Source organism: Nocardia sp. NPDC004568, assembly GCF_040609955.1.
Classification (GTDB): domain Bacteria; phylum Actinomycetota; class Actinomycetes; order Mycobacteriales; family Mycobacteriaceae; genus Nocardia.
This window is the reverse complement of the sequence record NZ_JBEXLL010000013.1, coordinates 80548-106318: the sequence shown is the minus strand read 5'-3', so window position 1 is coordinate 106318 and position 25771 is coordinate 80548. Positions and strand designations below refer to the sequence as shown.

At 67.9% G+C, this 25771-nt stretch carries 26 protein-coding genes and 2 pseudogenes; 8 read left to right on the top strand and 20 right to left on the bottom strand.

Annotated elements, in window-relative coordinates:
• Positions 1-131: 131 nt before the first annotated feature.
• Positions 132-995 carry an alpha/beta hydrolase gene (locus tag ABZV91_RS09515; RefSeq protein ID WP_355237979.1) on the bottom strand — a complete coding sequence of 288 codons (864 nt, stop codon included), beginning with the start codon at positions 993-995 and terminating at the stop codon, positions 132-134.
• 85 nt (positions 996-1080) lie between these two features.
• On the opposite strand from ABZV91_RS09515, the gene ABZV91_RS09510 reads away from it, so the two are divergent.
• Positions 1081-1662: a TetR/AcrR family transcriptional regulator gene (locus ABZV91_RS09510; protein WP_355237977.1), complete on the top strand. Its 582-nt coding sequence runs from the start codon at positions 1081-1083 to the stop codon at positions 1660-1662.
• A 94-nt stretch (positions 1663-1756) separates the two neighbouring features.
• On the opposite strand, the gene ABZV91_RS09505 is transcribed toward ABZV91_RS09510, so the two are convergent.
• Positions 1757-2515 (bottom strand): dienelactone hydrolase family protein, encoded by a 759-nt coding sequence (locus ABZV91_RS09505; RefSeq protein ID WP_355237974.1) that lies wholly within the window; start codon positions 2513-2515, stop codon positions 1757-1759.
• A gap of 142 nt (positions 2516-2657) precedes the next feature.
• The gene (locus tag ABZV91_RS09500; protein ID WP_355237971.1) at positions 2658-3065 is read right to left on the bottom strand and encodes a helix-turn-helix domain-containing protein; all 408 of its coding nucleotides are present in this window, start codon (positions 3063-3065) and stop codon (positions 2658-2660) included.
• 78 nt (positions 3066-3143) lie between these two features.
• On the opposite strand from ABZV91_RS09500, the gene ABZV91_RS09495 reads away from it, so the two are divergent.
• Complete coding sequence (locus tag ABZV91_RS09495) at positions 3144-3554, top strand: RidA family protein (RefSeq protein ID WP_355237968.1); 411 nt, start codon at positions 3144-3146, stop codon at positions 3552-3554.
• A 25-nt stretch (positions 3555-3579) separates the two neighbouring features.
• Here ABZV91_RS09495 and ABZV91_RS09490 read toward each other — a convergent pair whose 3' ends face one another.
• From ABZV91_RS09490 to ABZV91_RS09475, 4 genes and pseudogenes are all read right to left on the bottom strand, one after another.
• Positions 3580-4164 carry a dihydrofolate reductase family protein gene (locus ABZV91_RS09490; protein WP_355237965.1) on the bottom strand — a complete coding sequence of 195 codons (585 nt, stop codon included), beginning with the start codon at positions 4162-4164 and terminating at the stop codon, positions 3580-3582.
• 249 nt (positions 4165-4413) lie between these two features.
• Positions 4414-5013, bottom strand: a complete 600-nt coding sequence (locus ABZV91_RS09485) for a hypothetical protein (RefSeq protein WP_355237963.1) — start codon at positions 5011-5013, stop codon at positions 4414-4416.
• On the bottom strand, positions 5010-5336 hold the full coding sequence (locus ABZV91_RS09480; protein ID WP_355237992.1) for a PEP-utilizing enzyme: 327 nt from the start codon (positions 5334-5336) through the stop codon (positions 5010-5012). The genes ABZV91_RS09485 and ABZV91_RS09480 overlap by 4 nt, the downstream gene beginning before the upstream one ends.
• A 42-nt stretch (positions 5337-5378) precedes the next feature.
• Positions 5379-5696, bottom strand: a pseudogene (locus tag ABZV91_RS09475) (PEP/pyruvate-binding domain-containing protein); the annotation flags it as partial.
• On the opposite strand from ABZV91_RS09475, the gene ABZV91_RS09470 reads away from it, so the two are divergent.
• The gene (locus ABZV91_RS09470; RefSeq protein WP_355237995.1) at positions 5621-5935 is read left to right on the top strand and encodes a hypothetical protein; all 315 of its coding nucleotides are present in this window, start codon (positions 5621-5623) and stop codon (positions 5933-5935) included. The pseudogene ABZV91_RS09475 and the gene ABZV91_RS09470 overlap by 76 nt on opposite strands.
• 388 nt (positions 5936-6323) lie before the next feature.
• On the opposite strand, the gene ABZV91_RS09465 is transcribed toward ABZV91_RS09470, so the two are convergent.
• From ABZV91_RS09465 to ABZV91_RS09445, 5 genes are all read right to left on the bottom strand, one after another.
• On the bottom strand, positions 6324-7160 hold the full coding sequence (locus tag ABZV91_RS09465; protein WP_355237960.1) for a DUF6585 family protein: 837 nt from the start codon (positions 7158-7160) through the stop codon (positions 6324-6326).
• Complete coding sequence (locus ABZV91_RS09460; protein ID WP_355237957.1) at positions 7157-7537, bottom strand: hypothetical protein; 381 nt, start codon at positions 7535-7537, stop codon at positions 7157-7159. Before ABZV91_RS09460 ends, ABZV91_RS09465 begins: the two co-directional genes overlap by 4 nt.
• A 313-nt stretch (positions 7538-7850) precedes the next feature.
• Entirely contained in the window at positions 7851-8852 is a 1002-nt protein-coding gene (ilvC, locus tag ABZV91_RS09455) for a ketol-acid reductoisomerase (protein WP_195055121.1), read from the bottom strand.
• Between the two features lie 111 nt (positions 8853-8963).
• Positions 8964-9467 carry an acetolactate synthase small subunit gene (gene ilvN / locus ABZV91_RS09450; RefSeq protein WP_030521893.1) on the bottom strand — a complete coding sequence of 168 codons (504 nt, stop codon included), beginning with the start codon at positions 9465-9467 and terminating at the stop codon, positions 8964-8966.
• A complete protein-coding gene (locus tag ABZV91_RS09445; protein WP_355237954.1) occupies positions 9464-11389 on the bottom strand; it encodes an acetolactate synthase large subunit in 1926 nt (641 codons plus the stop codon). The genes ilvN and ABZV91_RS09445 overlap by 4 nt, the downstream gene beginning before the upstream one ends.
• A gap of 391 nt (positions 11390-11780) precedes the next feature.
• Here ABZV91_RS09445 and ABZV91_RS09440 point away from each other — a divergent pair, with 391 nt between their 5' ends.
• Entirely contained in the window at positions 11781-12554 is a 774-nt protein-coding gene (locus tag ABZV91_RS09440; RefSeq protein WP_355237951.1) for a PH domain-containing protein, read from the top strand.
• 96 nt (positions 12555-12650) lie between these two features.
• The gene (ilvD, locus tag ABZV91_RS09435; protein WP_355237949.1) at positions 12651-14492 is read left to right on the top strand and encodes a dihydroxy-acid dehydratase; all 1842 of its coding nucleotides are present in this window, start codon (positions 12651-12653) and stop codon (positions 14490-14492) included.
• A gap of 66 nt (positions 14493-14558) precedes the next feature.
• Here the strand turns inward: ilvD and ABZV91_RS09430 are convergent, their stop codons facing one another.
• The gene (locus ABZV91_RS09430) at positions 14559-15254 is read right to left on the bottom strand and encodes a DoxX family protein (RefSeq protein WP_355237946.1); all 696 of its coding nucleotides are present in this window, start codon (positions 15252-15254) and stop codon (positions 14559-14561) included.
• Between the two features lie 338 nt (positions 15255-15592).
• On the opposite strand from ABZV91_RS09430, the gene ABZV91_RS09425 reads away from it, so the two are divergent.
• A complete protein-coding gene (locus ABZV91_RS09425; protein ID WP_355237943.1) occupies positions 15593-16699 on the top strand; it encodes a PQQ-dependent sugar dehydrogenase in 1107 nt (368 codons plus the stop codon).
• A 72-nt stretch (positions 16700-16771) separates the two neighbouring features.
• On the opposite strand, the gene ABZV91_RS09420 is transcribed toward ABZV91_RS09425, so the two are convergent.
• Positions 16772-17662 carry a sigma-70 family RNA polymerase sigma factor gene (locus ABZV91_RS09420; RefSeq protein WP_355237940.1) on the bottom strand — a complete coding sequence of 297 codons (891 nt, stop codon included), beginning with the start codon at positions 17660-17662 and terminating at the stop codon, positions 16772-16774.
• A gap of 77 nt (positions 17663-17739) precedes the next feature.
• Here ABZV91_RS09420 and ABZV91_RS09415 point away from each other — a divergent pair, with 77 nt between their 5' ends.
• Positions 17740-19290, top strand: coding sequence for an MFS transporter (locus ABZV91_RS09415; RefSeq protein ID WP_355237988.1), 1551 nt, complete (start codon positions 17740-17742; stop codon positions 19288-19290).
• Positions 19287-19415: pseudogene (locus ABZV91_RS09410) on the top strand (IS481 family transposase); the annotation flags it as partial. The gene ABZV91_RS09415 and the pseudogene ABZV91_RS09410, both read left to right, overlap by 4 nt.
• A 24-nt stretch (positions 19416-19439) precedes the next feature.
• Here ABZV91_RS09410 and ABZV91_RS09405 read toward each other — a convergent pair.
• The 6 genes from ABZV91_RS09405 to ABZV91_RS09380 all read right to left on the bottom strand — a co-directional run bounded on the left by ABZV91_RS09405 (position 19440) and on the right by ABZV91_RS09380 (position 25726).
• Entirely contained in the window at positions 19440-20300 is an 861-nt protein-coding gene (locus tag ABZV91_RS09405) for an alpha/beta fold hydrolase (protein ID WP_355237985.1), read from the bottom strand.
• A gap of 46 nt (positions 20301-20346) precedes the next feature.
• A complete protein-coding gene (locus ABZV91_RS09400; RefSeq protein WP_355237937.1) occupies positions 20347-20907 on the bottom strand; it encodes a GyrI-like domain-containing protein in 561 nt (186 codons plus the stop codon).
• Positions 20858-21502 carry a PadR family transcriptional regulator gene (locus tag ABZV91_RS09395; protein WP_355237934.1) on the bottom strand — a complete coding sequence of 215 codons (645 nt, stop codon included), beginning with the start codon at positions 21500-21502 and terminating at the stop codon, positions 20858-20860. The genes ABZV91_RS09400 and ABZV91_RS09395 overlap by 50 nt, the downstream gene beginning before the upstream one ends.
• Positions 21503-21651: 149 nt before the next feature.
• Complete coding sequence (gene gatB, locus ABZV91_RS09390; RefSeq protein ID WP_355237931.1) at positions 21652-23160, bottom strand: Asp-tRNA(Asn)/Glu-tRNA(Gln) amidotransferase subunit GatB; 1509 nt, start codon at positions 23158-23160, stop codon at positions 21652-21654.
• 43 nt (positions 23161-23203) lie between these two features.
• Complete coding sequence (locus tag ABZV91_RS09385; protein ID WP_355237928.1) at positions 23204-24589, bottom strand: alpha/beta fold hydrolase; 1386 nt, start codon at positions 24587-24589, stop codon at positions 23204-23206.
• A gap of 102 nt (positions 24590-24691) precedes the next feature.
• Positions 24692-25726, bottom strand: a complete 1035-nt coding sequence (locus ABZV91_RS09380) for an ATP-dependent 6-phosphofructokinase (protein ID WP_039825973.1) — start codon at positions 25724-25726, stop codon at positions 24692-24694.
• Positions 25727-25771 lie beyond the last annotated feature (45 nt).

Genomic DNA, 25771 nt, shown 5'->3' with positions numbered 1-25771 from the left:
GTCATCTGGGCGCTCGTTCGTGACAACCGCACCTTCACCATCGAGGCACCAACCCCGATCAGCGTGGCGGCTTGACACGATCATTGAAACTCCTAGCGAACGCTGTGGGGCTCCGGGTGCCTGTCACGTGCTCACGGCATGTCGATCTTCAAGGATTCCATGGTGGGGGCGGCAGCGGCGGTGTCGACACTGTTTCGTAGCCATCTCGCAGTACGGCCGCAATCCGGTCGATAAGAAGCAGGCGGGGCAGGGGCCCGGACCCCGTCGATACCGCAGCGGTGCGAACACTCGCGGGTATCGCAACCGTCGGCGATATCGCGGATCAGGCGGGCGAAGCGTCGCGGTTCGGCCAGCGGTAGGTAGTGCCCGGCCCCGGGCACCACGAGCAATCTTGCCCGGGGCGCGGCCGCGACGAAACGCGTCTCGTGACCGCGGAAATGGTCGCGACTTCCGTTGATCAGCCAGACGGGCCCGGGGTATCGACGGAGTTCGCCGAGCGGATCGAAAGTTGCGGCGGCCCGCACGATATCGGGTATCACCTCGGTGGCGATACCGCCCGCCGCGACAGCTGCGGCGACCTGCGCGGGGAGGGCGGCGTCGAAGATCCGGCGACTGAGCCGCTCCCCTCCGTCGCGTTGAGCCGACAGGACAAGATGAGCGACCCGGAAAGGAATCGTCAGGGCGCCGTTCGGAATACGCGTCGATCCGGCGACCACCAGACCGGCCACCTGTTCGCCGAGTTCGGCGGCCGCCGCAATGGCGACGTATCCGCCCAGCGAGTGGCCGACGACCAGGGCACGGCCACCGACGGAGTCGATCGCCGCGCGGACGGTGTCGATCGCCGCGGGCATGGTGAAACGCTCGCCGCGATACTCACCGTGCCCGGGAAGATCCGGGGCCGCCACCGATCGCTCGGTGCCGATATCGGCCTCGACGGCGACCCAGCAGCGGCCGCTCAGCCGGATGCCGTGCACCAGAACCACGGGAAGAGTCATAACGCCTCCAAAAGCAACGCAACGTTGCGTTGCACTGTAGCGCCATGGAGATATACAACGCAACGTTGCGTTGTATTGTCGGCATATGGACGAGCCGACCGATACGAGCACGACTGCCCGGCCCCGGCGGGCCGAGGCGATCTTCACGGCCACCCTCGAAATTCTCGCCACCGCCGGCTACGAGGGGTTGACCATGGAGTCGGTCGCGCTGCGCGCCGGTGTCAACAAGACGACCCTCTACCGGTGGTGGAAATCCAAGGACGAGGTGCTCGCCGCCGCGCTGACCGGGTCTGACCTGCTCACCTTCCCGGTGCCCGATACGGGAAGCCTCCGGGGCGATCTCGTCGAAACGACCCGGAGCATCCACAGTCTGCTCACCGATGCCGCGACCGCCCCCATCGCGGCCGCCGTCCTGGCGGCCTCCCCCGGCCGGCCGTCGCTGGCGGCGATCGGCCGCATGTTCTTCGCCGACCGCGCCGCCCGGGAACATCCTGTCTTCCGCCGGGCGGTCGAACGAGGGGAGCTCGGTGACGAGACCGATCCCCGCTTGGTCATGGATATGCTCGCCGGGGCGATCTGGTTCCGCCTGTTCCTACGCGCCGAACCGGTCGAGCCGGCCGATATCGACGCGGCTGTCGATATGGTGCTCGGCGGCGTGGCGCCTTAGCAGCGCGAAGCGGCCGGCGGATGCTCGCAATGCGCCGGGAGCCCGATTCGCCGGGTCGGTCCACGGCACAGCTCGACCCCACGACCCGGCTCGGTTACCCCCGTAGGTTGCGGTCGAACAGGGCCAGCAGTTCGCGATAGTGCCGTTCGGCGAACTCGGCGTCGTAGGCGGCGGTATCCGCCTGGGTGTAACCGTGTTTCGCGCCCTCGTACACCTCGGTGCGGTGGCGCTCACCGGCCGCCGCGACCGCCTTGTCGAACCGATCGAAATTGTCGGGCGACTTCTCCACGTCTTCGCCGGCGTGGCCGAAATACAACTTCCCCGTGATGTTCCCGACGAGCAGATGCGGGCTGTCCGCGCTCTCGGTGATCAGCGGTCCGCCGTGGAAGCCGGCCACCGCCGCGACCCGATCGGGGAACCCGGCCGCGACCAGCACCGCGAGGCGCGCACCCATGCAGTAGCCGGTGACACCGACCTTCCCCGCGGCGACCTGGGGCGCCGCGGCCAGCCAGTCGAGATAGGCGGCGGCATCGGACCGCAGCAGTTCGGGTGTCAGCTCGCGGATCATCGGGAGCTGCTGGAAGAGCTCCGGCCGCGCCTCCGGGTCGATGAAATCCGGTAGCTCGAGCACCGGAGCGGGCCCGTGCCGGTAGAAGGCGTTCGGCAGCAGGACGGTGTAGCCGTGCGCGGCGATTCGGTCGGCCATGGCTCGCAGGCTGGGCCGCAGTCCGAAACCGTCCTGGATCAGCAGTACTCCCGGATGGACGGCCCCGTCGTCCGGGTGGGTGACGTACGCGTCGGCGACACCGTCGGGGGTCCGGATTTCGACCGGCATACCGTGGACTTCGGTCATCGTGATCCTCCTGTGGTGTCGAGCGATCTCGAACATACCGGGTTCGCGTCGGCCGATTCGATACGGCGTGGGGCCGACCGACCGTGATTCGGCGCGGACGTTGTCGGCCGTCGACGCCACACGTCGACCCCCCGGCGCCACTTCAGCTCGTACGTGAACGGGCCTGTCCGCCTTCTGCTTCCTGATCGAACCGCATGCGGGCACGTTCGACCTCGGGCAGTGTGCCGGTGGCCCAGTGCAGGAGCGCATCGATGAGGTCCTGTAGGGACCGGCCGAGCGGGGTCAGCCGGTACTCGACGGCGACCGGCCGGGTGTTCGTGACGACCCGGTCGACCATCCCATTGCGTTCCAACCGCCGCAGCGCGGCCGTGAGCGACTTCTGCGTCACCACCGGGATGGCCCGGCGCAAGTCGTTGAAGCGCAGCGGCCCGTGCTCGCACAGCGCGTCGAGCACCTGCAGCGACCATTTGTCGAGAACCTGATCGAGCAGTTCACGATGGGCCTGGGTGAGTTGCGGGCTGCTCGGGGGCAGGGGCGCGGTTTCCGGCATGACACCTAGTCTCGTTGAAGTTCCCTTTGGACACCAGGTAGATATCGGATACCTTGCTCGATCAGCGAAAGGATATCCATGGCAGTCCAGCTGCTCACCCCCGAAGGCATGTTCGCGCCCGTCCCGTACCACCATGTCTCGATCGGCTCGGGCACCCGCCAGGTACACGTGGCCGGCCAGATCGCGCGCGACGCCGACGGCAATCCCGTCGCGACCGGTGATCTCGCGGGCCAGGTCGCCCACGCCCTGCGCAATACGGCACGCGGGCTGGCGGGAGCGGGGGCGAGTTTCGCCGATGTCGTCCGCCTGCGCTTCTTCGTCACGCACTGGACCCCGGACAAGTACGACGACTTCGTCGCGGGTATCGAGCGCGTCGTCGAGGAGCTCGGCATACCCCAACCGTTGCCGCCCTTGTCGGCGATAGGTGTCGACTACCTGTTCGAGCCCGATGTACTGGTCGAGGTGGAGGCGTACGCCGTGCTGGACTGAGTTGCGGTAGGAGCGCGCCCGAAGGTTACGCGTGCAGGGTGGGACGGTAGATGAGCTCTTGGATATCGCCGTCGAGCGTCCGGCTCTCGATCAGCTCCAGATCGAAATCGGCGGCGCCGCCGAAGATCGGGTCGGTGCCGGTCCGCCCGGTGATCACCGGGAAGATCGTCACCTGCACCTGGTCGACGAGGCCGGCGGCCAGCAGCGCCCAGTTCAACGACAGGCTGCCGTGTGACCGCAACGGCACCTCGGACTCCTCCTTGAGCCGGGCGACGATCTCGACGGCGTCGCCGCTCGCGACGGTCGCGTCCGGCCAGTCGAGCGGCCCCGCCAAAGTGCTCGACACCACCGTCATGGGCAGGTTTCGCATCCGGGTGACCCAGGGGTCGCCCACCCCGGACTCTTCGGTGCTCGAGCCCAGCATCTCCACGAACTGCCGGAAAGTGTTGGCGCCGAATATCATCCGTTGCTCGGTGCCGAACAGTTCGTATCGGCGGTCGAGCAGTTCGGGACCCTGCTTCCCCCAGTAGCCGCCCCAGTCGCCGCCTTCTCCGTAGGAGCCGTAGCCGTCGAGGCTGGAGAAGATGTCGAAGGTGTAGGTGGCGGTCATAATGCTCTCCTCGGGTGCGGTGATCGGGCATGTACGGGTACAGACCCGGCACCACGGCGAAACTCATCGGGGGTCGGGCTCCGGATAAGGCCGAGGCGCTCACCCGAGCGGCGCATCGGCGCCACGTTGCTGAAAGGGGCCCTCCCGCAACTTGCGGAAGGGCCCCTTTCGGCGCTGAATCAGCGAACCGCTCAGGCGGTTTCGGTGATCGGCCGGTCGGCCCAGCTCATCAAGTCGTGTCCACCGACGTCATCGGGAACGGCCGAGAGTGGCCAGGAGGTCTTCGTGCAGTTCGAACCAGACACGGTGGGCGGACTCGCGGTCGGTCGCGGTCAGCCAGGCGGGATCCGTTCGAGCGCGATCCACGGCCGTATCGAATCGCTCGTGGTAGCCGCTGTACCGTGGCAAGCGGTTCACCAGACGCTCCTCGAGCACCGCCCACCCTGCGCTGCCGCGGGCGAGGCTCGAGAGGACATCCGCAAGGCTCGCGGGCGGTTCGGTGATGCCCATCTCGGTCAACTGCCAGCGCGTGCACGCGTCGACCACCAGACGGTTGAGTGGCTCGAACTCGGCCATCACGGACTCGACCAGGGGCCGGGCATCCGCGCTCTCCAGCTCCTCCGCCAGAAGTTTTTCTCCCAGCGTCTTACCCGCTTCGGTCAGCGACCATCCGCCGTCGTCCTCGAATCCGCTCCGGGTCACCTGCCCGGCCGCCTGGGCCTCGCGCAGGAATTCCGCAGCCTCGGCGGGCAGGATGCCCGCGCGCTCGCTCACGGGGGTGGTTCCGGCGTAACCGAGGAGGCGCAGTGCGTGGAGGACCTGTCGCCGGACGTCGTGTGGTGAGTTCATCGGGCCTTCTGTGCGGTGATGGTTCCGGTGCTGCCGTCGACGTCGACGAGCATGTCATCGGGCAGGTCCATAGCTGAAGTAACGTCGGTGACGGCGGGGATACGCAATTCGCGGGCGACGATCGCGGCATGGGCGAGCACCCCTCCACGCGTGGTGACGACGGCCGCGGCCCGAGCGAGCAGTGGTGCCCAGGCCGGTGACGTGGCCCGGCACACCAGCACTTCACCCGGTGTGAACCGAGCGAAGTCGTCCAGGCCGTTGACGATGCGTAGAACGCCCCGCGCCTTGCCCGGGCTCGCCGGTGTTCCCGAAGCGACGGTCATCGCGTTCATCACCGGGAGACAGGCCGGACTTCGGTCGCTCCTCGGGGTCGATGTGATCGGCCGGGCTTGCAACACCCAGACCTGACTGCCCGTGAGCGCCCACTCCAGGTCTTGGCCGCCACCGAGGAGTCCCTCCGCGCGCGTCGCGACCCGGCTCACCGTGACCGCCTGCTCGGCGCTGAGGACCTCGGGCGTCTCCGCGGACCCGAGGCCGCGTCGAAGAGTTGACAGGTCTGCGGCCGCCGCCGCTCCGGATTCCAGGATTTCGTGCCGCCTTTCGCAACGTGCGCAACGATATCGCCGAGTTCCATCTCGAGATCGGCAACGATCTCGTGGATGCTGCGGAACTCGATCCGGCACTCCACCATTTCGAGGCGGCCTGCGCGCTGCGTCGCCGCAGCGTCGGCGAATCGCGTAACCCCATCCACCTGATGTTCTTCCTCGAGGCGTTGGCGTCTCGAGCGGATTGCCTGACCCGTCAGGGCCGACTGACCGAAGCGTTGGCGGTGGGCGAGAGGAGGAACTCCGCCTCGGACGCCGACTCCTCAGAGGTTCCGGGAGGCGAGACAGGCTCAAACCGCAGGCCCGGCCGTTCGTGAAGAAGGGTCTGCACAGTTCCTTGACGCGACAGGCCGATCGGTTGTGGCAGCTCGGCCGTGGTGCGGAAGCCGACGAACTCACCGCCGAGGCGCAGTCGCTGGATCGTACGTTATGACGGAGCGGCTCACCCCCTCATCACTCCCGCCATGTTCCTACCGCACGCCCGGTGGATTTACGGCCCCGGCTGCCACCTGCCACCCTGAACTGCCGATCCGCTACGGGCGATTGGGCTGTGTGCGGGTGAACCCACCGTTGCGACCGGACAGCCTGTTGCACAACTCGTCCCGAACACCCACCGGCCGTCGGCCGACTCGCCGATCTCCGCAGCCGCGCAGGAGACCGGACCGGCACGGTAACGTCGACAAGTCACATCGATGGATGTTCCGGCTATTCGGGGCGACGCAACGTGTCGGCCAGAACGAGCAGCACTGTGACATCGGGAATTTCGGACACCGGGACCTTCGACCATTTCAGCCACTTTCCGGCCTGTTCGATCCGGACGACCCCGGCGTTCACATCGATCGTCCCGATCTCGCTCCACGTGAGGGTGCCCCGGCGACCGGACAAACCATGGATATCGACGCTCAGGTCACCGAAGTCCAGCTGTTTCCCTGCCGCCAGCGCTTCCAGCGCTCGCGGCAGGCGTACGGCGCTGATCCGCTGCTCGGCCGCCTCGCCGAGTACGCCCACTTCCCCGCTCGGGAAATGAGCACTGTCCAGTACGAGTTTCGAGCCGTCCTGCCGCAGGAACGTGTACTTGTGGATTGTCTCCCTATAGACACCGTTGTGGTATTTGTCGACGACGGACCGCAGCAGCCGCACCTCATCCCACGCCAACGCGGTCATCGTATCGTCGCCGTCGCGATGAACCAGACCGTGCTCGAACAGGTAGACCTGCTCGGTCACGGCAGGCCGGTCGAAGAACGCGCCCCAGACGAAAAAGGCCACCACCAGTGCCGCGATCACGAACATCACGAGCGACCACACACCGGAGACGAAAACGCCGATCACGATGAACACGGCGGCTACCACCGCACCGAACCCGAGGGCCCAGGCCGGCGAGGGTAGCGTGAAGTTGCCGAACAATTGTTCCGGTGCACCCAGGTTCTTCGAGGTAGCGGCCTGCTGTGCCTCCTTCGGTATGTGCTCGGTCTGCGGTCCACGTTGTGCTAGGCGCTGACGAGCCCGGCGACGGGCGGACTCCGCGGGCGACGAAGCGTTCACGAGATGTCTCCCTTACCCGCCCACCAGTCACTGTCACGCGGCTCGGGCCGCGCCGGACGTTCGCCGGTAAGTATGACGAACCGCGCGATCCAGCCGACTGCCCCCACCGCGGTGAGCACACCGCCGACTGCAACGATGCGTGGGGACCAGCGTGCGTCGGTCGCTTCACCGTCACGTCTGCGCGCGACAAGCTCGTCGTAGGTTCCGGATCTATAGGATTCGGTACTGATGCAGCGGTCACCGGGACGCATCTGCTGACCGTCGCAGAGGATCTTGTCGGAGTCCGGGGTCAGCAGGAAGAACAGCCCCGCCGCGAGGATCAGAATTCCCGCACCGAGGATCATCGCCGCCATAGAGGCGATAGTGTCCGACTTCATCAAAATCCTCCCGTTGTGCCGCACTATACTCTCGTCGAGTACTTTCGTCGTCCGCCGCGGAATACTCGGTCCAGGGCGAGCCGCGCACGGGCACATCCGCCCGGCTACCCGGCCCCGGAGCCGACGCGGCTGGGTATGCGGCACACTCCGGTTCGGACGCCCTCGGGTGGATCGCTGTAGAGCGATGCCGCGGTGCAGGTCGGACCGTTCCCGGCAGTATCATGATCGATGCCGGCGAACCACCCACGATGCAGAAAGGGGCCCTCCCGCAACCCGCGGGAGGGCCCCTTTCTGCCCTGGATCAGCGAACCGCTCAGGCGGTTTCGGTGATCGGCCGGTCCACCCAACTCATCAGATCGCGCAGCTTCTTACCGGTGACCTCGATCGGGTGCTCGGCGTTCTGCTTGCGCAGGCCCTCGAGCTCCTTGTTACCGCCCTCGACATTGGCGACCAGGCGCTTGACGAAGGTGCCGTCCTGGATGTCCTTGAGGATGTCCTGCATCCGCTTCTTGGTGTCGGCGTCGATGACCCGCGGGCCCGACAGGTAGCCACCGAATTCGGCGGTATCGGAAACCGAGTAGTTCATCCGGGCGATACCGCCCTCGTACATCAGGTCGACGATGAGCTTCAGCTCGTGCAGCACCTCGAAGTAGGCCATCTCCGGGGCGTAGCCGGCCTCGACCATGACCTCGAAACCGGTCTTGACCAGTTCCTCGGTGCCACCGCACAGCACGGCCTGCTCACCGAAGAGGTCGGTTTCGGTCTCTTCCTTGAAGGTGGTCTTGATGACGCCGGCGCGGGTACCGCCGATGCCCTTGGCATAGGACAGCGCCAGGGCCTGGCCCTCGCCCTTCGGGTCCTGCTCGATGGCGATCAGGGCGGGGACACCCTTGCCGTCGACGAACTGGCGGCGCACCAGGTGGCCGGGGCCCTTGGGGGCGACCATGCCGATGGTGATCTCGGCGGCCGGCTTGATCAGGCCGAAGTGGATATTGAGGCCGTGGCCGAAGAACAGGGCGTCGCCGTCCTTCAGGTTGGGCTCGATGTCATTGGTGAAGATCGACGCCTGGGCGGTGTCGGGGGCGAGCAGCATGATGACGTCGGCCCACTCCGAGACCTCGGCGGGGGTGCCGACGGTCAGCCCGGCCTCTTCGGCCTTGGCCCGCGACTTGGAGCCTTCCTTGAGGCCGATGCGGACCTCGACACCGGAGTCGCGCAGGCTCAGCGAATGCGCGTGCCCCTGGCTGCCGTAACCGATCACCGCGACCTTACGGCCCTGGATGATCGACAGGTCGGCATCGTCGTCGTAGAACATCTCGACTGCCACTTGGTGGTATCCCTTCTGACTTATTCGAACCCGCGAAACGCGGGAAACGGTAAACGAGGCACGTAATGCGGCCGGGCGCGGGGTGCGCCCGGCCACGGTTCAGCGGGTGGCGGTGATGGACTTGGGCCCGCGGCCCACGGCCACCACGCCGGATTGCACGATCTCCCGGATGCCGTACGGCTCGAGCATGCGCAGCAGCGCGTCGAGCTTGGACCGGGTGCCGGTCGCCTCGACGGTGAGGGCGTCGGGCGAGACGTCGATGACCTTGGCGCGGAACAGGTTGACCGATTCGATCACCTGGGTGCGCACGCTGGCGTCGGCGCGGACCTTCACCAGGATCAGTTCACGGGCCACGGAGGTCTCCGGGTCCTGTTCGACGATCTTGATCACGTTCACCAGCTTGTTGAGCTGTTTGGTGACCTGCTCGAGCGGAAGATCGTCCACTGTGACCACGATGGTCATCCGGGAGATCTCCTTGACCTCGGTGGCACCGACGGCCAGGGATTCGATATTGAATCCGCGGCGGGAGAACAGGCTGGCCACCCGGGCCAGCACACCCGGCTTGTCCTCGACCAGGACGCTGAGGGTGTGGGTGGTGCTCATGACGGGTTCCCCTCGGTCTCGGCCTGCTCGCGGTTCATGGCCTCGTGGATGATGGCGGGTTCGGCGGCCGTCTCGTCCTCGTCGAACAGCGGGCGGATCCCGCGGGCGGCCATGATCTCGTCGTTGCTGGTGCCCGCGGCGACCATCGGCCACACCTGGGCATCCTTGCCGACGATGAAATCGATCACCACGGGACGGTCGTTGATCGACTGTGCCTCGCGGATCGCGGCCTCGACGTCCTCTTCCTTCTCCACCCGGATACCGTGGCAGCCCAGCGCCTCGGCGAGCTTCACGAAATCGGGGATGCGCAGGCCGTGGGTCTTGAGGTCGGTATTGGAGTAGCGCTGGTCGTAGAACAGGGTCTGCCACTGGCGGACCATGCCCAGGTTGCCGTTGTTGATCAGCGCGACCTTGATCGGCACACCCTCCACCGCGCAGGTGGCGAGTTCCTGATTGGTCATCTGGAAGCAGCCGTCACCGTCGACCGCCCACACCTCACGGTCGGGCGCACCCATCTTGGCACCCATCGCGGCCGGAACCGCGTACCCCATGGTTCCGGCACCGCCGGAGTTCAGCCAGGTCCGCGGCTTCTCGTACTTGATGAACTGGGCGGCCCACATCTGGTGCTGGCCGACACCCGCGCAGTAGATGGCATCGGGGCCGGCCAGACGGCCCAGGGTCTCGATGACGTACTCCGGCGACACCGACCCGTCCGACGGCTTGCTCCAGCCGAGCGGGTAGGAGTCGCGGATGCCGTCGAGGTAGGTGCGCCAAGCGGTCAGATCGAGTTCGAAACCGGCCGGATCGGCGCGCAGGGTCTCGATGAGTTCGGTGATCACCTCGCGGCAGTCGCCGACGATCGGCACATCGGCGTGCCGGTTCTTGCCGATCTCGGCCGGGTCGATATCGGCGTGGATGACCTTGGCCCCGGGGGCGAAGGAATCCAGCTGCCCGGTGACACGGTCGTCGAAGCGGGCACCCAGGGTGACCAGCAGATCGGATTTCTGCAGGGCGGCCACCGCGGCCACGGTGCCGTGCATACCCGGCATACCCATATTGAGTTCGTGGCTGTCGGGGAACGCGCCACGCGCCATCAGCGTGGTGACCACCGGGATACCGGTCAGCTCGGCGAGCTCCAGCAGTTCGGCCGACGCATCGGACTTGATCACACCGCCGCCGACGTAGAGCACGGGCTGGGTGGACTCGGCGATCAGCCGGGCGGCCTCGCGCACCTGCTTACCGTGCGGTTTGGTGACCGGACGGTAGCCGGGCAGCCGCATCTCCGGCGGCCAGCTGAAGGTGGTCTGCTCCTGCAGCACATCCTTGGGGATGTCCACCAGCACCACCCCGGGCCGGCCGCTCGAGGCCAGGTAGAAGGCCTCGGCGAGGATCCGCGGGATATCGGCGCCCTCTTTGATCAGGAAGTTGTGCTTGGTGATCGGCATGGTGATGCCGGAGATATCGGCTTCCTGGAAGGCGTCGGTGCCGATGAGGCTGCGGCCGACCTGACCGGTGATCGCGACCATCGGCACCGAGTCCATCTGGGCGTCCGCGATGGGGGTCACCAGGTTGGTCGCGCCGGGACCGGAGGTCGCCATACACACCCCGACCTTGCCGGTGGCCTGGGCGTATCCGGTGGCCGCGTGGCCCGCGCCCTGCTCGTGCCGCACGAGCACATGGCGCACCTTGGTCGAATCGAAGAGCGGATCGTAAACAGGAAGGACAGCACCGCCCGGAATACCGAATACGGTGTCGACGCCGAGCTCCTCGAGGGAGCGGACGACGGACTGCGCGCCGGTGACCCGCTCGGGCGGGACCTGGCGGCGGTTCGCCTGGCTGGTCGGAGCGCCGGCCGGAGCCGACGGGTTCGAAGGCGCGGGCCTGCGGGCCGAAGGCCCGGGCCGGGTAGTTGGTGCGCTCACCGTCTTGGTTCCTTACTGCTTGTCGTTCACTGGTCCCGACATAAAAAAGCCCTCGACAGCCGGCGGCTGTTCGAGGGTGGCGCGTCGCAGTGCGAGCTGACGTATTCGACTCCGGATCGTCTGGCTCAGCGCTGGACGCGCCGGCCGATTACGAGCAACTCGTTTCGATTCACGCGCATGACGGTATGTGTGCGTGTGGTGCGGAGTCAAACAGCTGACCGCTGACTTCCCATTATGTGGGAAGGTAGCGGGTGCTCACGCCGGTCCGCCATGATGCGAGGATGGTGAGGTGTCATCACCGCATCAGTCCGTGCCACCTCCTGAATCGTCCCACAACCCCGCGACCGCGGAGGTAACGGGTGGGGATACGGCGCCGCCCGGACCGCGGCGTGTGATCCGCACGACACGGCTGTCGTTCCTCGGCGTGTTCCTCCTCGCGATGTGCGTGTTCTTCCCCATCGTGGGCTGGCCCGCCGGGCTGTTCTGGCTCGCGCTGATCCCCCTCGCCGTGCTCGTCTGGATCGTGCGGACACAGACGACGGTCTCGCCGGCTGGACTGGATCTGCGGTCGGTCTTCTCCTCCCGGCACATCGACTGGGCACAGGTTAAAGGCCTGAGCATCCCCAAACGCGGATTCGTCCGCGCCCATCTGGACGACGACAGCGAGGTGCCGCTGCCGGCGGTGAGCTACGACCGGCTGCGTGATCTGGTGGACGCCTCCGGCGGGCGTATCCCGGACCCGTTCGCGGTCCCCGATCCCGCCCAGGCAGAATCCGACGCCGACGCCGACGCTGCCGCCACCGACGCTGGTGCGTCCGATGACAGCGCGCCCGGCACCGAGGCAGGCCCCGCGGCCGCCGACCCGGCGAGGGCCGAACCGCAGACCGTTGAACCGTCGGGCACCGCATCGGCGGCGGACGACGCGCCGACCGGCGACGAAGCGGCCGGGAACGCGGCATCGAGTAACGCGACTTCCGAACACCCCACGCCCGGCGACACCGACGCCGACCGTTCCGCGCCCGCGGAGACGACTTCCGATGCCGCGGCCGCCGGTGATACGCCCGCCGACCGGCCCTCGACCGCCGGCTCCGACACGCCGCGTGGCGCGTCCCCCACCGCAGGGGCTGCCGATACCGCCCCCGGGCCGGCTTCCGAACGGGAGTAGCCTGGAAAACCGCCGATCGCACCCGAGCGCGGTCCCCGCGCCGGGCGATACGGCGCTGTCGCAACTTTCAGCCCCGCGACCCGACCGAGGACACTCATGCCACCGCTTCGTTCCCGAACAACCACCATCGGCCGCAATGCCGCCGGCGCCCGCGCCCTGTGGCGGGCCACCGGTATGACCGATTCCGATTTCGGTAAGCCGATCGTCGCCATCGCCAACTCCTACACCCAGTTCGTGCCCGGGCACGTACACCTCAAGGACGTCGGTGAGATCGTGGCCGGCGCGGTGCGGGAAGCGGGCGGGGTACCGCGGGAATTCCACACCATCGCGGTGGACGACGGTATCGCCATGGGTCACGGCGGCATGCTCTATTCGCTGCCCAGCCGGGAGATCATCGCCGATTCGGTGGAGTACATGGTGAACGCGCACACCGCCGACGCGCTGGTGTGCATCTCCAACTGCGACAAGATCACCCCCGGCATGCTGAACGCCGCCATGCGGTTGAACATCCCCACCGTCTTCGTCTCCGGCGGCCCGATGGAGGCCGGTAAGGCCGTGGTAGTGGGCGGTGTCGCGCAGGCCCCGACCGACCTGATCACCGCGATCGCGGCCAGCGCGAATTCCGCGGTGACCGATGACGGATTGAGCGAGGTCGAGCGCAGCGCCTGTCCGACCTGCGGTTCCTGCTCCGGCATGTTCACCGCCAACTCCATGAACTGCCTCACCGAGGCCCTGGGTCTCGCGCTGCCGGGCAACGGGTCGACGCTGGCCACCCACGCGGCCCGCCGTGCCCTGTTCGAGCGCGCGGGCACGATCGTCGTCGATATCGCCACCCGCTGGTACCGCGACGACGACGCCTCGGTGCTGCCGCGCAATGTCGCGAACGAGAAGGCCTTCCGCAACGCCATGGCCCTGGACGTCGCGATGGGCGGGTCCACCAACACCGTGCTGCACACCCTGGCCGCGGCGCAGGAGGGCGAGATCGATTTCGATCTGCACACCATCGAGGCCATCAGCCGCAAGGTGCCGACGCTGTCGAAGGTTTCGCCGAACTCGGACTATCACATGGAGGATGTGCACCGGGCCGGCGGTATCCCCGCCATCCTCGGCGAGCTGCGCCGGGGCGGTCTGCTGGAAACCGATGTGACGACCGTGCACAGCGCGTCGGTGGACGAATGGCTCGACACCTGGGACATCCGTTCCGGCAAGGCGTCCGAGGAAGCGCTGGAACTCTTCCACGCGGCGCCGGGCGGGGTGCGCACCACCGAACCCTTCTCGACCGAGAACCGCTGGTCTTCGCTGGACACCGATGCGGCGGGCGGCTGCATCCGCGATATCGAACACGCCTACACCGCCGAGGGTGGGCTGGTCGTGTTGCGCGGCAATATCGCGGTCGACGGCGCGGTGCTCAAAACCGCCGGTATCGACGAGGAACTGTTCTCCTTCGAGGGCCCCGCCGTGGTGGTGGAGTCCCAGGAGGAAGCCGTCTCGGTGATCCTGGGCAAGAAGATCCAGCCCGGTGATGTGCTCGTGGTGCGCTACGAGGGTCCGGCCGGCGGACCGGGGATGCAGGAGATGCTGCATCCGACCGCGTTCCTCAAGGGCGCGGGCCTGGGCAAACAGTGCGCCCTGATCACCGACGGCCGGTTCTCCGGCGGTACCTCGGGCCTGTCGATCGGCCATATCTCGCCGGAGGCGGCCAGCGGCGGCGTGATCGGCCTGGTGGAGAACGGCGACCGGATCCGCATCGATGTCGCGACCCGCACCCTGGAGGTCGTCGTCGACGAGGCGGTGCTGGCCGAACGCCGGGCCAAGATGGAGGCCCGCGAACGGCCATGGCAGCCGCAGAACCGGGAACGGCCGGTCACCACCGCGCTGCGCGCCTATGCCGCGCTGGCGACCTCCGCCGACAAGGGCGCGGTCCGGCAGGTGCCCTGACGCGCCCCCGCAGCAACGAAAAGGCGCTCCCTCGGATCCGAGGGAGCGCCTTTTCGTCTCGCGATGTCAGTCGAAGGGACCGATACCGGTCAGCGGGTTACCGTTCTGCAGCCACCAGTAGGTGAGCACCGCGGCCGCGACCGCCAGGACGAAGACCACGAACGATCCCGCCCCCGGCCGGACCGCCCAGCCCCGTCCTCGGTCGAGCGACCAGCGTCCGGGCCCGGTGAAGATGATGGCGACCGCGGCGCCGGCCAGGATGCTCTCCATCTCGACCGCGCCCGGGCCGGCCTTGTACTGGAACCCGGGGTACATCCCCTGCTTCCAGAACCAGGCGTCCAGGATCACCGCGAGCACCGCGCCCGCGGCCAGCGGGGTGGCCAGGCCCAGGATCAGCAGCGCCCCGCCACCCACCTCGCCGGCGGTCACCATGGCGGCGGCCAGCGAGGGATGCTGCCAGCCGCTGCTCTCCATCATGGCTTTGGTGCCGTCCAGACCGGGACCGTGGAACCAGCCCGTCAGTTTCTGCAGGCCGTGGTAGAGGAAGGTGGCTCCGACGACCAGCCGCAGGATGAAGAGCCCGAAGTCGAGGGTGCCGCGGCGGAAATCGCCGTTGCGGCGGCGCAGGCCCCCGGTGGGCTGATTACCGGCCGGCGGAATGCTCGCGTAGTCGTAGGTGTCGTCGCGGCCCCCGCCGACGCCGGGGCCGCCGGGGCCCGGTGTGTCGGCCGGTGTGCCACCGGTGGTCGCCGATGCGTTCACCGGAATCTCCTTCGTCATGGCCACTCGGGGGAACTGGCCGGTCGGGGAATCGTAGGGACTCCCGACCCCGCCCGCGGTCGTCGATACCGCGCGCTGCTCTCCGGTAGACAGATTCCCGGGCCCCGCGGCCTCGGAGGACGCGGACCCGTTTCTCGCCTTGGCACTCACTCCTCAACAGTAAGCGGACGAACCGCCCGGCACCGGCTGAATCGGCGGCGTGTCCGTGCCATGCGCCGTCGCGTGTCGCAGGGTGGACGCAACCCGCGTGTGCGGACGCTTCCCGCCGCGACAGGGCCTTCGGGGCACGGCCGGGGTCGTTTCCACTACGTTGGGAGATTATGAGGTCGGTTGGCGCGCGGCGCGTGACGGTGGGGCTGGTACTCGGAGCGTTGGTGCTGAGTGGATGCGCCCGATTCGACGATTCCGCATCCAGTCCGTTCACCCCGGAACCGACGCTGGACGGCGCGGAACTCGAGCCCAAGAAACCCCAGCAGTCCGAGAGCTCCACCACCCGGCCCAGCGGTCCGTGTATCGACCCGGACCCGGCCGTGGTGGTGAGCTGCCTCGACACCACCGGCGGGCTGGTCGAGATGGGCGGGTACGCGCTGGTGGCCGAACGCCGCACCGGCCGGATCCTGCAGGTGACGCCGGAACAGCCACCGGTCGAAGTGGCCCGGGTCGACGTCGATCCCGCGGGGGACGGCGGGTTGAGCGATATCGCGATCTCCCCCACCTACGCCGAGGACGGGTTGATCTACGCCTACGTCACCACGCCCAGCGACAACCGGGTGGTGCGGTTCGCCGAGGGTGGGCCGGCCAAGCCGGTATTGACCGGAATCCCCAAGGGCACCACCGGCAATCGCGGCGCGATCGAATGGTCGAAACCCGATCAGATGCTGGTGCTCACCGGCGATACCGGCGATCCGGCCGCGGCCGCGAATCCCGGCAGCCGCGCCGGGAAACTGCTGCGGGTGAACAATCCGAGCTCCAGCGGAGACGCACCCACTGAGGTCGCGGTCGCCGGAATCGGTTCGGCCGGTGATATCTGCCTCGGTGGCGACCAGATCTGGATCACCGACCGCACCCCCACCATGGACCGGCTCCAGCGGATCGCCCCCGACGGCGCGGTCACCACCGCGTGGACCTGGCCCGACCGGCCGGGGGTGGCCGGATGCGCGGTGACTCCCGAGGGCGTGGCGATCTCGCTGACCGACGCGAAAGCGCTCGCGATGGCCGCGCCGGACCCCAAGACCTACGCGGTGACCGCACCCCCGAGTGTTTTCGTCGCCAACAAGTACGGTCGTCTGCTCGGCGCGTCCCCGGCGATGGACGGGACGATCTGGGTATCGACGGCGAACAAATCCGACGGTGGCGAGCCGACGCCGAACGACGATCGCGTCGTGCGCATCCCGCCGCCGTCCGCCGGTGGCGGCGGACCGGACTAGATGTACTGACCCGAGACATTGATCGAACGGCCGAGTGCGGACCGTTCTGGAGTCGGGCGGTTGCTGAGGGATCTACCTGAGGCTGTTGACCAGTTGCTCGATGCGTGGCTGTTCGAGCAGCGAGTAGATCCCGGCGATCTGCCCGTAGGTGATGACGAAGGCCATGATCGAGACGGGCCGCTGGTTCGCGTAGACGATGACTGCTGCGCTGCCGTTTACCGTGATCGGCTCGAAGGTGGCGTTCGGAATGGCGAATGCCGCTGCGCGCCGGGTCACGTTTTCCGGACGGCGGATGGTGGCGGTCGCGGCGGTTCCGGTGGCTCCGCCCTCGGCGTGGAATGTGATCTCGGGATGCAGCAGCGCGAGGAGTGTGTCGAGGTCACCGTCGCGAGATGCTGCGAAGAAGGCGCTGACCACACTGCGTTGGCCGGCAGGGTCGGTCTCGATCGCGGCCGGGTCCACGGCGTGCACTCGTTGTCGAGCGCGGCTCGCGAGTTTACGGGTCGCTTCAGTCGACATGCCGAGCACGGCGGCGATCTCGCCGAACTGCATTCCGAAGGAGTCGTGGAGCACGAACGCGAGGCGCTCGGGTGGTGTCAGACTCTCCAGCACGATGTGGAGCGCCAGGCTGATCTGCTCGGCGAGAAGGGTCTGGTCCTCTGGGCCCAGGGCCTCCTCCGGACGCAGACGGAGCTCGGGCCCGGTTGCGTCGGTGGGAGATTCGGGCCGCGCGGCGCGTGCTCTCAGCTTGTTGAGGCAGATGCGTGAGACGACCGTGGTCATCCATCCGTCGAGGTTTGTCACGGCCGGGAGATCGGTTGCTCCCGGCCGGCTGAGGCGGACCCAGGCATCTTGGACAGCGTCTTCGGCGTCGCCACGGTTGCCGAGGATCCGGTGCGCCAGTGCGGTCAGTCGTTGGCGGTTGTCCTCGAAGTGTCTGCTGAGCTGTTCGGCGGGGTCCATCGGTCACGTCCTTGTGTTGCGGGGTGTCAGTTCCCATGACACGCCTACCACCGAGAACGTGACAGGAGCCCGATGTGATGACCCCGAACCGATCAACACCAAACCTGGATCCCGGCCAACGGCGGCGGATGACGCTCCTGGCGTTGTGTCTGGCCGGTTTCGTGATCCAGCTCGACGTCACCATCATCAATGTCGCTCTCCCGACGATCCAACACGAGCTCGATGCCGCAACCGGCGCGTTGGAGTGGATCATCAGTGGCTACGCCCTCGGGCTTGCCGCGCTGATCCCCCTGATGGGGGCACTCGGTGATCGCCTCGGGCATCGCCCGGTCCTGTTGGCCGGTCTGGTCGTGTTCGGCCTCTGCTCTGTGGGAGCGGCCCTTGCACCCAGCTCTTCGGTACTCATAGCTGCCCGTATCGGTCAAGGTGTAGGCGGCGCAGCGATCTCGGCGCTCACACTCGCCGTCCTGACCGACACCTACCCGCCCGCCCAGCGCGGTCACGCAATCGGCTGGTGGGCAGCCGTCGGCGGCGTCGGCTTCGGTGCGGGCCCGATCGCAGGCGGCCTATTGCTCTCAACGTTCGGCTGGTCGACGATCTTCTGGGTCAACCTTCCGATCGTCGTCGTCACGGTCGGCTTGGTCCTCCTGGCGGTTCCCGGAGCCGCCTCGCTCTCCGATCCGCAACCACTCGACGTGCCGGGGGTCGTACTCGCGTCGCTGGGTCTGGCAGCAGTGACGTTCGGTCTGATCACCGCGAGCGAGATTCCGTGGAAGCCGGTGCCGACCCTGGTGCCGCTGGTCCTCGGTGCCCTCGCCCTCGCGGCGTTCATGCAGTGGCAGCGCCACGCCGGCGAGCCGTTGGTTCCCCGAGCTGTCCGCGGCAACACGACGTTCATCAGCGCCTGTGCCATCTACTTTCTCAGTTACCTCGCGTTCAGCGGCACGCTCTACTACGTCACCTTGATGTTCCAGAACCTTCTCGGCTGGTCCGCCCTTCGCACCGGGCTGTCCTGGCTGCTGATGAACGTCCCGTTCCTTCTCACGGCCCAGATGGCCGGGAAACTCGCTCAACGCTTCACGTCACGGGCCATCGGCACTACGGGTTGTACAGCCGGAGCGCTCGGGGTCGCAGCGCTGAGCACGTTGACGTCAACTACCCCCTTCGCCGTTGCCGCGGTGGGATACCTGGTCGCTGGAGTCGGCTTCGGGCTCCTGGTTCCCGGAATCACGAACGTGGCCATGCGCGACGTCGCCGGCCCGGTGTCGGGTGCCGCCTCAGCGGTTCTGAACTCCTCCCGTCAGCTCGGTACGGCGGTAGGACTCGCACTCGTCGGGGCCGTCGGCGCGGCCGTCACCCGACACAGCTGGGGAGCATCGCGATACGGGCAAGCCCACATTCCCTCAGGCCCCCTCGCGACGGGGAGCCTCCACGGGCTCCCAGCACGGATGCAGGCGACAGCCAGCAATGCGTTCGAAATCGGATACCACGTCGCGCTCGGGGTCTGCATCGCCGGCCTCCTGGTCGCCGCGTTCCTCTCAGCGCACGCGTTCAAACAGAACACAGCCCCCATAGGGACGGCAACCGCGAAGGAACCGAGCCTGGAAGGCACACCAACGCAGCCCTGACTCCGCGAGCCCGACTCGAGGCCACCCAAATCGGTCGTCAACCCCCGCGCCCCCCAAACCCCGAGGTCGCCGCGCGGTTTCAGTGCTCCCGGCCCACCGTCAAACGGTGGGCTACCCAGTACGCCCCGCGAGGCCGAACGCCGGGCAGGTCAGCCGATGTCGTTCGCGCGTGCCGCGATGATGGCGGCGAGTTCGGCGGGTCGCTCCTCCGGAATCCAGTGTGCGGCGTCGAGGGTTTCGCCGCGAAAAGGTCCGGTCACGTATTCGGCCGTCAGTTCGGCACCCCTACGTGCCATGAAAACGTCCCGGCTGCCCCACACATGCGTCGTCGGGACACCGACAGCGCGCCGCGGCGCGCCGAGTGGCATCGCCCTGTACCAGTTCAGCGCGTAGTGCAGTGCTCCGCCGTCGACGATATCGCGCCGGATCCGGCCGAACTGTTCGTCGTCCATCCGCGACAGTTCCCGGGCCCGGCGTTGCCACTGCGGGCCGCGTGCGGCATCGGCCGCGCGAAATCCGCGCGAGATCACCACTTCGGGTAGCCACGGCGCCTGGAACAACACCATGTAGAACGTGCGGAACAACTGGGCACTGCTGGCGCAGGATCGGACGAAAGCCATGGGATGCGGGACCGATACCGAGGTGAGCGTACGCACCAGGGACGGGTGCGTCGCCGCGGTCGACCAGGCCACAGCCGATCCCCAGTCGTGGCCGACGAGATGGACCGGTCCGGCACCGAGCGTGTCGATCAGCGCCGCCGTATCACCGACCAGCGCGCTCATCCGGTAGGCGAACCGCCCCCGCGGCCGGGCGCCGGGCGAGTACCCGCGCTGATCCGGCGCGATCGTGCGGTAGCCGTGCTCGTGCAGATAGGGCGTGAGACGCGCCCATTGCCGGGAGGTCTGCGGGAATCCGTGCAGTAACACGATCGGAACGCCGTCCGACGGACCGTCGTCGACCACATCGAAGGTGAGCCCGTCGTTGGTGAACGTTGTCAGGCGATTGTTCATGAGGCCCCCGGCCGGTACGCGTCGATCCAACGGTGCCACCGTATCGTCAGGCGCCGGCCGCGGCGACCGGTTGCCGGAGGATGGTGCGGAGTTTCTCGGGCGCCACCTTGCGTGCGTCACCGAGATAGATCTCGTGGTGCCGGCCGACCATCCGGAACCCGTTGTCCGGGACGAACTCGTGGTGCATCCGGGCCAGCACCTCGGCTTCGTCGTCGTAGGAGCCGATATGCAATGTCTGCACACATCGCCCCTCCGAGAGGGTCTCCAGGCGTACGTCGTGCAGTCGCCGCGGGCGATCACCGGCCGCGACCTGCTCGACGACAGCCGCGAACAGGTCCCGGTCGATCCAGTCCGGGACCATGATCATCAACGTCCAGTCCCAGCGGGACTTGTCGCACGCGGCGGTGAAGGCGTCCATCTCGTCGGCCCACCACAGACCTTCCAGCGGCATCACGACATAGTCGCGGCCGAGCTCGCGTTTGCTGGCGAATTTCAGCTTGTAGGCCAGCGGGTAGAGGGCCTCGGTCGCGTGACCGAAGGCAGGGTCGGCATTGGGATCACCGTGCCCGTCGATCATGAGGTACTGCAGATCGGGTACCTCCACCACCTGGAATCGGCCCTGCCGGGCCCGGTAGGCCGGGATCTCCTTCTTGAAGTCGACCTTGCCGGCTGTCGCCTCGTGTGTCATCGGGCACCTGGACTCGCGCGGCGAGCCACGACCTCTCTGCCTCGAGGAGGCTCAGGGAATAGGAGAAGACCTCACGCGCGGGCACCGCGAGAGGTGATTGCGCGGACGCCGCCGCCTCGACGGCGGCGATACGAACCTCCAGCTGCCGGAGCCGGTCGGCGAGTGCGCGCCGGTATTCCGGTTCCGACAGCAGGGGCAGATTCGAGACACCCACGAGAAAGGGATGCGGGACCGGGTGCGGCTCCGCGACGAGCGCGAGCGCTGTACGGGCGGCGACCTCCTGCCCCGCCTCGGTGGCGCGGAAGACGCGGCGCCCCTTCGCGGCGGCGGGCGCCTCGGCGTGCACCAGCCCGCGTTTTTCCAGCTTGGTGAGCAGGTAGTAGATCGACGAGAACCCGATCTCGGTCCACTGCCGTATCCCGCGACGCTCGATAACCTGCTCGAGGTCGTAACCGTGCTGCGGGAACTCGATGATCAGACCGAGGACGACGAGTTCGGCCGGGGTGAGCTCCACGCCGCTATTCTAGCACTAGAATAGGCCGCTCCGCTGAACGCCCCTCAGCGGTGGAGGACCGCCGTACGTGGCGCTACTGGCTTGGCCGCGACGCGAACCGGCCCGTCCCGCACGAGGCGGGACGGGCCGGTATACGAATTCCGCGGGAGCTATCCGCCGCACGCGGCGAGCACGAGCTCCCGCACCCGCGCCGCGTCGGCCTGGCCGCGCGTGGCCTTCATGACATCGCCGACGATCTTGCCTGCCGCCTGCACCTTGCCCGACCGGATCTTGTCGGCGATATCGGGATTGGCGGCCAGCGCCTTGTCGACCTCGGCCTGCAGCGCGCTGTCGTCGCTGACCATGCCCAGGCCCTTGCTGTCCACGATATGAGCCGGGTCCCCCTCACCGTCGAGCACCAGGTCGACCACCTGTTTGGCGACCTTGTTGTTCACCGTCTTCGCTTCGACCAGGCCGATCACCTCGGCCACCTGGGCCGGTGTGATCGGCAGGTCCTCGAGGGCGACACCGCGCTCGTTGGCCTTCTCGGTGAGGTAGGCGACCCACCAGGAACGCGCCTCCTTGGCGGGGGCGCCCGCGTCGACCGTCGCGATGATCAGATCCAGCGCACCGGCGTTCACCAGATCGCGCATCACCTCGTCGGAGACACCCCAATCCGACTGGATACGCGCGCGGCGCAGCCACGGATACTCGGGGATCGTGTCGCGCAGCCCCTCGACCCAGGCCGCGTCGGGCGCGACCGGTTCCAGATCGGGTTCGGGGAAGTAGCGGTAGTCCTCGGCGGTCTCCTTGCGGCGGCCCGGAGAGGTGGACCCGTCGGCCTCGTGGAAGTGCCGGGTCTCCTGGATCACCTCGCCGCCGGTCGCCAGCACCGCGCCCTGGCGGCGCATCTCGAACCGGACCGCGACCTCGACGCTCTTGAGGGAGTTCACGTTCTTGGTCTCGGTGCGGGTACCGAAGACCTCGGCGCCGACCGGCATGAGCGAGACATTGGCGTCGCAGCGCAGCGAACCGTGTTCCATCCGGACATCGGAGACGTTCAGGGATTTCAGCAGATCACGCAGGGCGGTGACATACGCGCGCGCGACCTCGGGCGCACGGTCGCCGGCGCCGGTGACGGGTTTGGTGACGATCTCGATGAGCGGCACCCCGGCCCGGTTGTAGTCGAGCAACGAATGACTCGCCCCGTGGATACGACCGGTCGCGCCGCCGACATGGACCGATTTACCCGTGTCCTCCTCCATGTGCGCGCGCTCGATCTCCACCCGGAAGATGGTGCCGTCGTCGAGCGGGACATCGAGGTATCCCCCGGTGGCGATGGGTTCGTCGTATTGGCTGATCTGGTAGTTCTTCGGCTGGTCGGGGTAGAAGTAGTTCTTGCGCGCGAATCGGCCCCACGGCGTGATGGAACAGTTGAGCGCCAGTCCGATCCGCACCGCCGACTCGACGGCCTGCTGGTTGACCACCGGCAGCGAACCGGGCAGACCCAGGCACACCGGGCAGACCTGGGTGTTGGGGTCGGCGCCGAAGGTGGTCGGGCAACCGCAGAACATCTTGGTCGCGGTGTTCAGCTCGACATGGACCTCCATACCGAGCACCGGCTCGTACCGGGTGACGACCTCGGCGTAATCCATGAGTTCGACGGTGGGTGCGCTCATGGCCCACAGTCTAAGCGTGCAGGTCTGCCTCCTCGGTGGGCGGTCAGTCCCCCCGGACCCGTGCGCCGAGCCAGCCGGTGACCGTATCGAGGGCCAGCGGATCGATGGTCGTCTGGATGGACTCGTACTCGCCGGGCAGGCCGGATGCGGCGGGCTGCATCAGATGGTTGAGCCCGTCCAGTACCGTCACCGTGGCGTCCGGGTCGGCGCCCAGCAGTTCACGCATGGGCTGCTCGTTCTGCGCCGGCGGGACCTGTACATCCTTGGACCCGAAGAACGCCAGCACCGGAATCCGCAGCGCGGCCAGCGCGGGAGCCGGATCATAGGAGACCAGCGCGGCCATATACGGGGTGTTCTCGCCGGTGAGAGCCTCGGAGACAGTGCGCAGATCCTTCGGCAGCGTGCGGTTGTAGGTCTCCGACAGCCGCGCGGCCTTGGTGAGCCGACCGGCCCGCAGCGCGGCGGTCCAGTCCCGCAGGAAGGCGAGATGGGCATCCAGTTGCGCCGGGGTGGCGCCGGCCTCGGCGAAGGTCCGGCGGCCCTGCGCCAGCACGATCTCGGTACCGGGAACGGCGGGTGCGGCCATCAGAATGGAGAACGCGATCCCGTTCTCGGGCCGCGCGGTCACCAGCGGCGCCAGATAACCACCTTCGGAATGCCCGAGCAGGCCGATGCGGCCGGAGTCGATCTCCGGGCGCGCGCGCAGGAAACGCAGCCCGGCCTCGACATCACCGGCCAGATCGGCGTAATTCGCCTGATTCAGGTTGCCGCCGGTGCCACCGACCCCGCGATCGTCGGTGCGCAGCACCGCGTATCCCGCGCGGGTGAGGGTATCGGCCAGTAGGAGGAAGGGCTGGTGCCCGGCGATCTCCTCGTTCCGGTCCTGGGGTCCGCTGCCGCCGATGAGGACGACCGCCGGTAGCGGCCCGGTGTCCGCCGCGGGACGGGTCAGGGTGCCCGCGACGGTGATACCGCCGCTCGGGTACGAGACATCCTCGGAGATATAGGGGTACGGCGGCGCGGGCTGCTGGGGACGGGCCGGCGGACCGACCGGTCGGCGGGCGAGCCGCAACCCGAAACTGTGCCCGGCCTGGCGGAAGTCACCCACGATGGTATCGGCCGATTCGTCGAGTCGGCCCGCGAACCGCGCGTCGCCGGGGACGTCCGGCACCCCGAACTCCACCCGGTCCGGTTCGGCCACCACCTCGGCCAGGGCGTGGCCAGCCACTCGTTCGGCGGGTATGTCGATCCGCCCGCTGTGCCGGCCGGTGAAATCCACCGCGACCACGACCGGCGCACCGGGCACCTCGATCGCCCCGTGCCATTGCCCGCGCACCCGGTCGTCGACGGCGCCGCCCGGGCAACCGGCGACCATCGGGACGAGCATCGAGAGAACCGCAACCAGCAACACTCCCCTGCCATGGCGCATGGACCGACTGTATCCCCGTGCCACGGCCCGACCCGGGCGAAGCACCGAGGTCGCGCCCACGATTTCGGCCGGACGGCCGAAACCGGTCCGGCCGGGCGGCGCTCAGCCGAAGAAGGCCCGGGCTTCGTCGTAGCGGTCGGCCGGAACACGTTTGAGCTGTTTGGTCGCCTCGTGCAACGGCACCAGTCCGATCTCGGTACCCCGCAGGGCCACCATCTGACCGAAATGCCCGGCGTGCACGGCTTCGGCCGCGTGCAGGCCGAATCTGGTCGCCAGCACCCGGTCGTACGGGGAGGGGCTGCCGCCGCGCTGCACATGCCCCAGCACCGTCGTGCGGACCTCCTTGCCGATGCGGCGTTCGATCTCCACCCCCAGCTGCTGCGCGACACCGGTGAACCGTTCGTGCCCGAACTCGTCGACCCCGCCCTCCCGCAGGGTGAACCCGGAATCGGGGGCCGGATGCGAGCCCTCGGCGACCACGCAGATGAAATGTTTGTCCCCGCGCTGGAAGCGGCTCTTGATGAGTGCGCAGACCTCGGTCACGTCGAAGGGCTGTTCGGGGACCAGTGTCAGGTGAGCGCCCGCCGCCATACCGGCGTGCACGGCGATCCAGCCCGCGTGCCGGCCCATGACCTCGACCAGCATGACCCGCTGATGGGATTCCGCGGTGGTGTGCAGCCGGTCGATGGCCTCGGTGGCGATGGACAGGGCCGTGTCGTGGCCGAAGGTGACATCGGTGCAGTCGATATCGTTGTCGATCGTCTTCGGCACGCCGACGACGGGAACGCCTTCCTCGGACAGCCAGCTGGCGGCGGTCAAGGTGCCCTCCCCGCCGATCGGGATGAGCGCCTCGATGCCGTTGTCGTCGAGGGTCCGGCGGATCTGTCCCAGGCCCGCGCGCAGGATATCGGGATTGGTACGCGCTGTACCGAGCATGGTGCCACCCTTGGCGAGCAGGCGGTCGGTGCGATCGTCGTTCTGGATCCGGATCTTGCGGTCCTCCAATAATCCGCGCCAGCCGTCCTCGAAGCCCACGATCGCGTCACCGTAGCGGCCGTTCGCGGTGCGAACGACAGCGCGGATCACCGCGTTCAGTCCCGGGCAGTCCCCACCTCCGGTCAGGATTCCGATGCGCATGGCGCCCATCTTGCCCGCTGCGCGACACCTTCGCCGCGTCGGGCC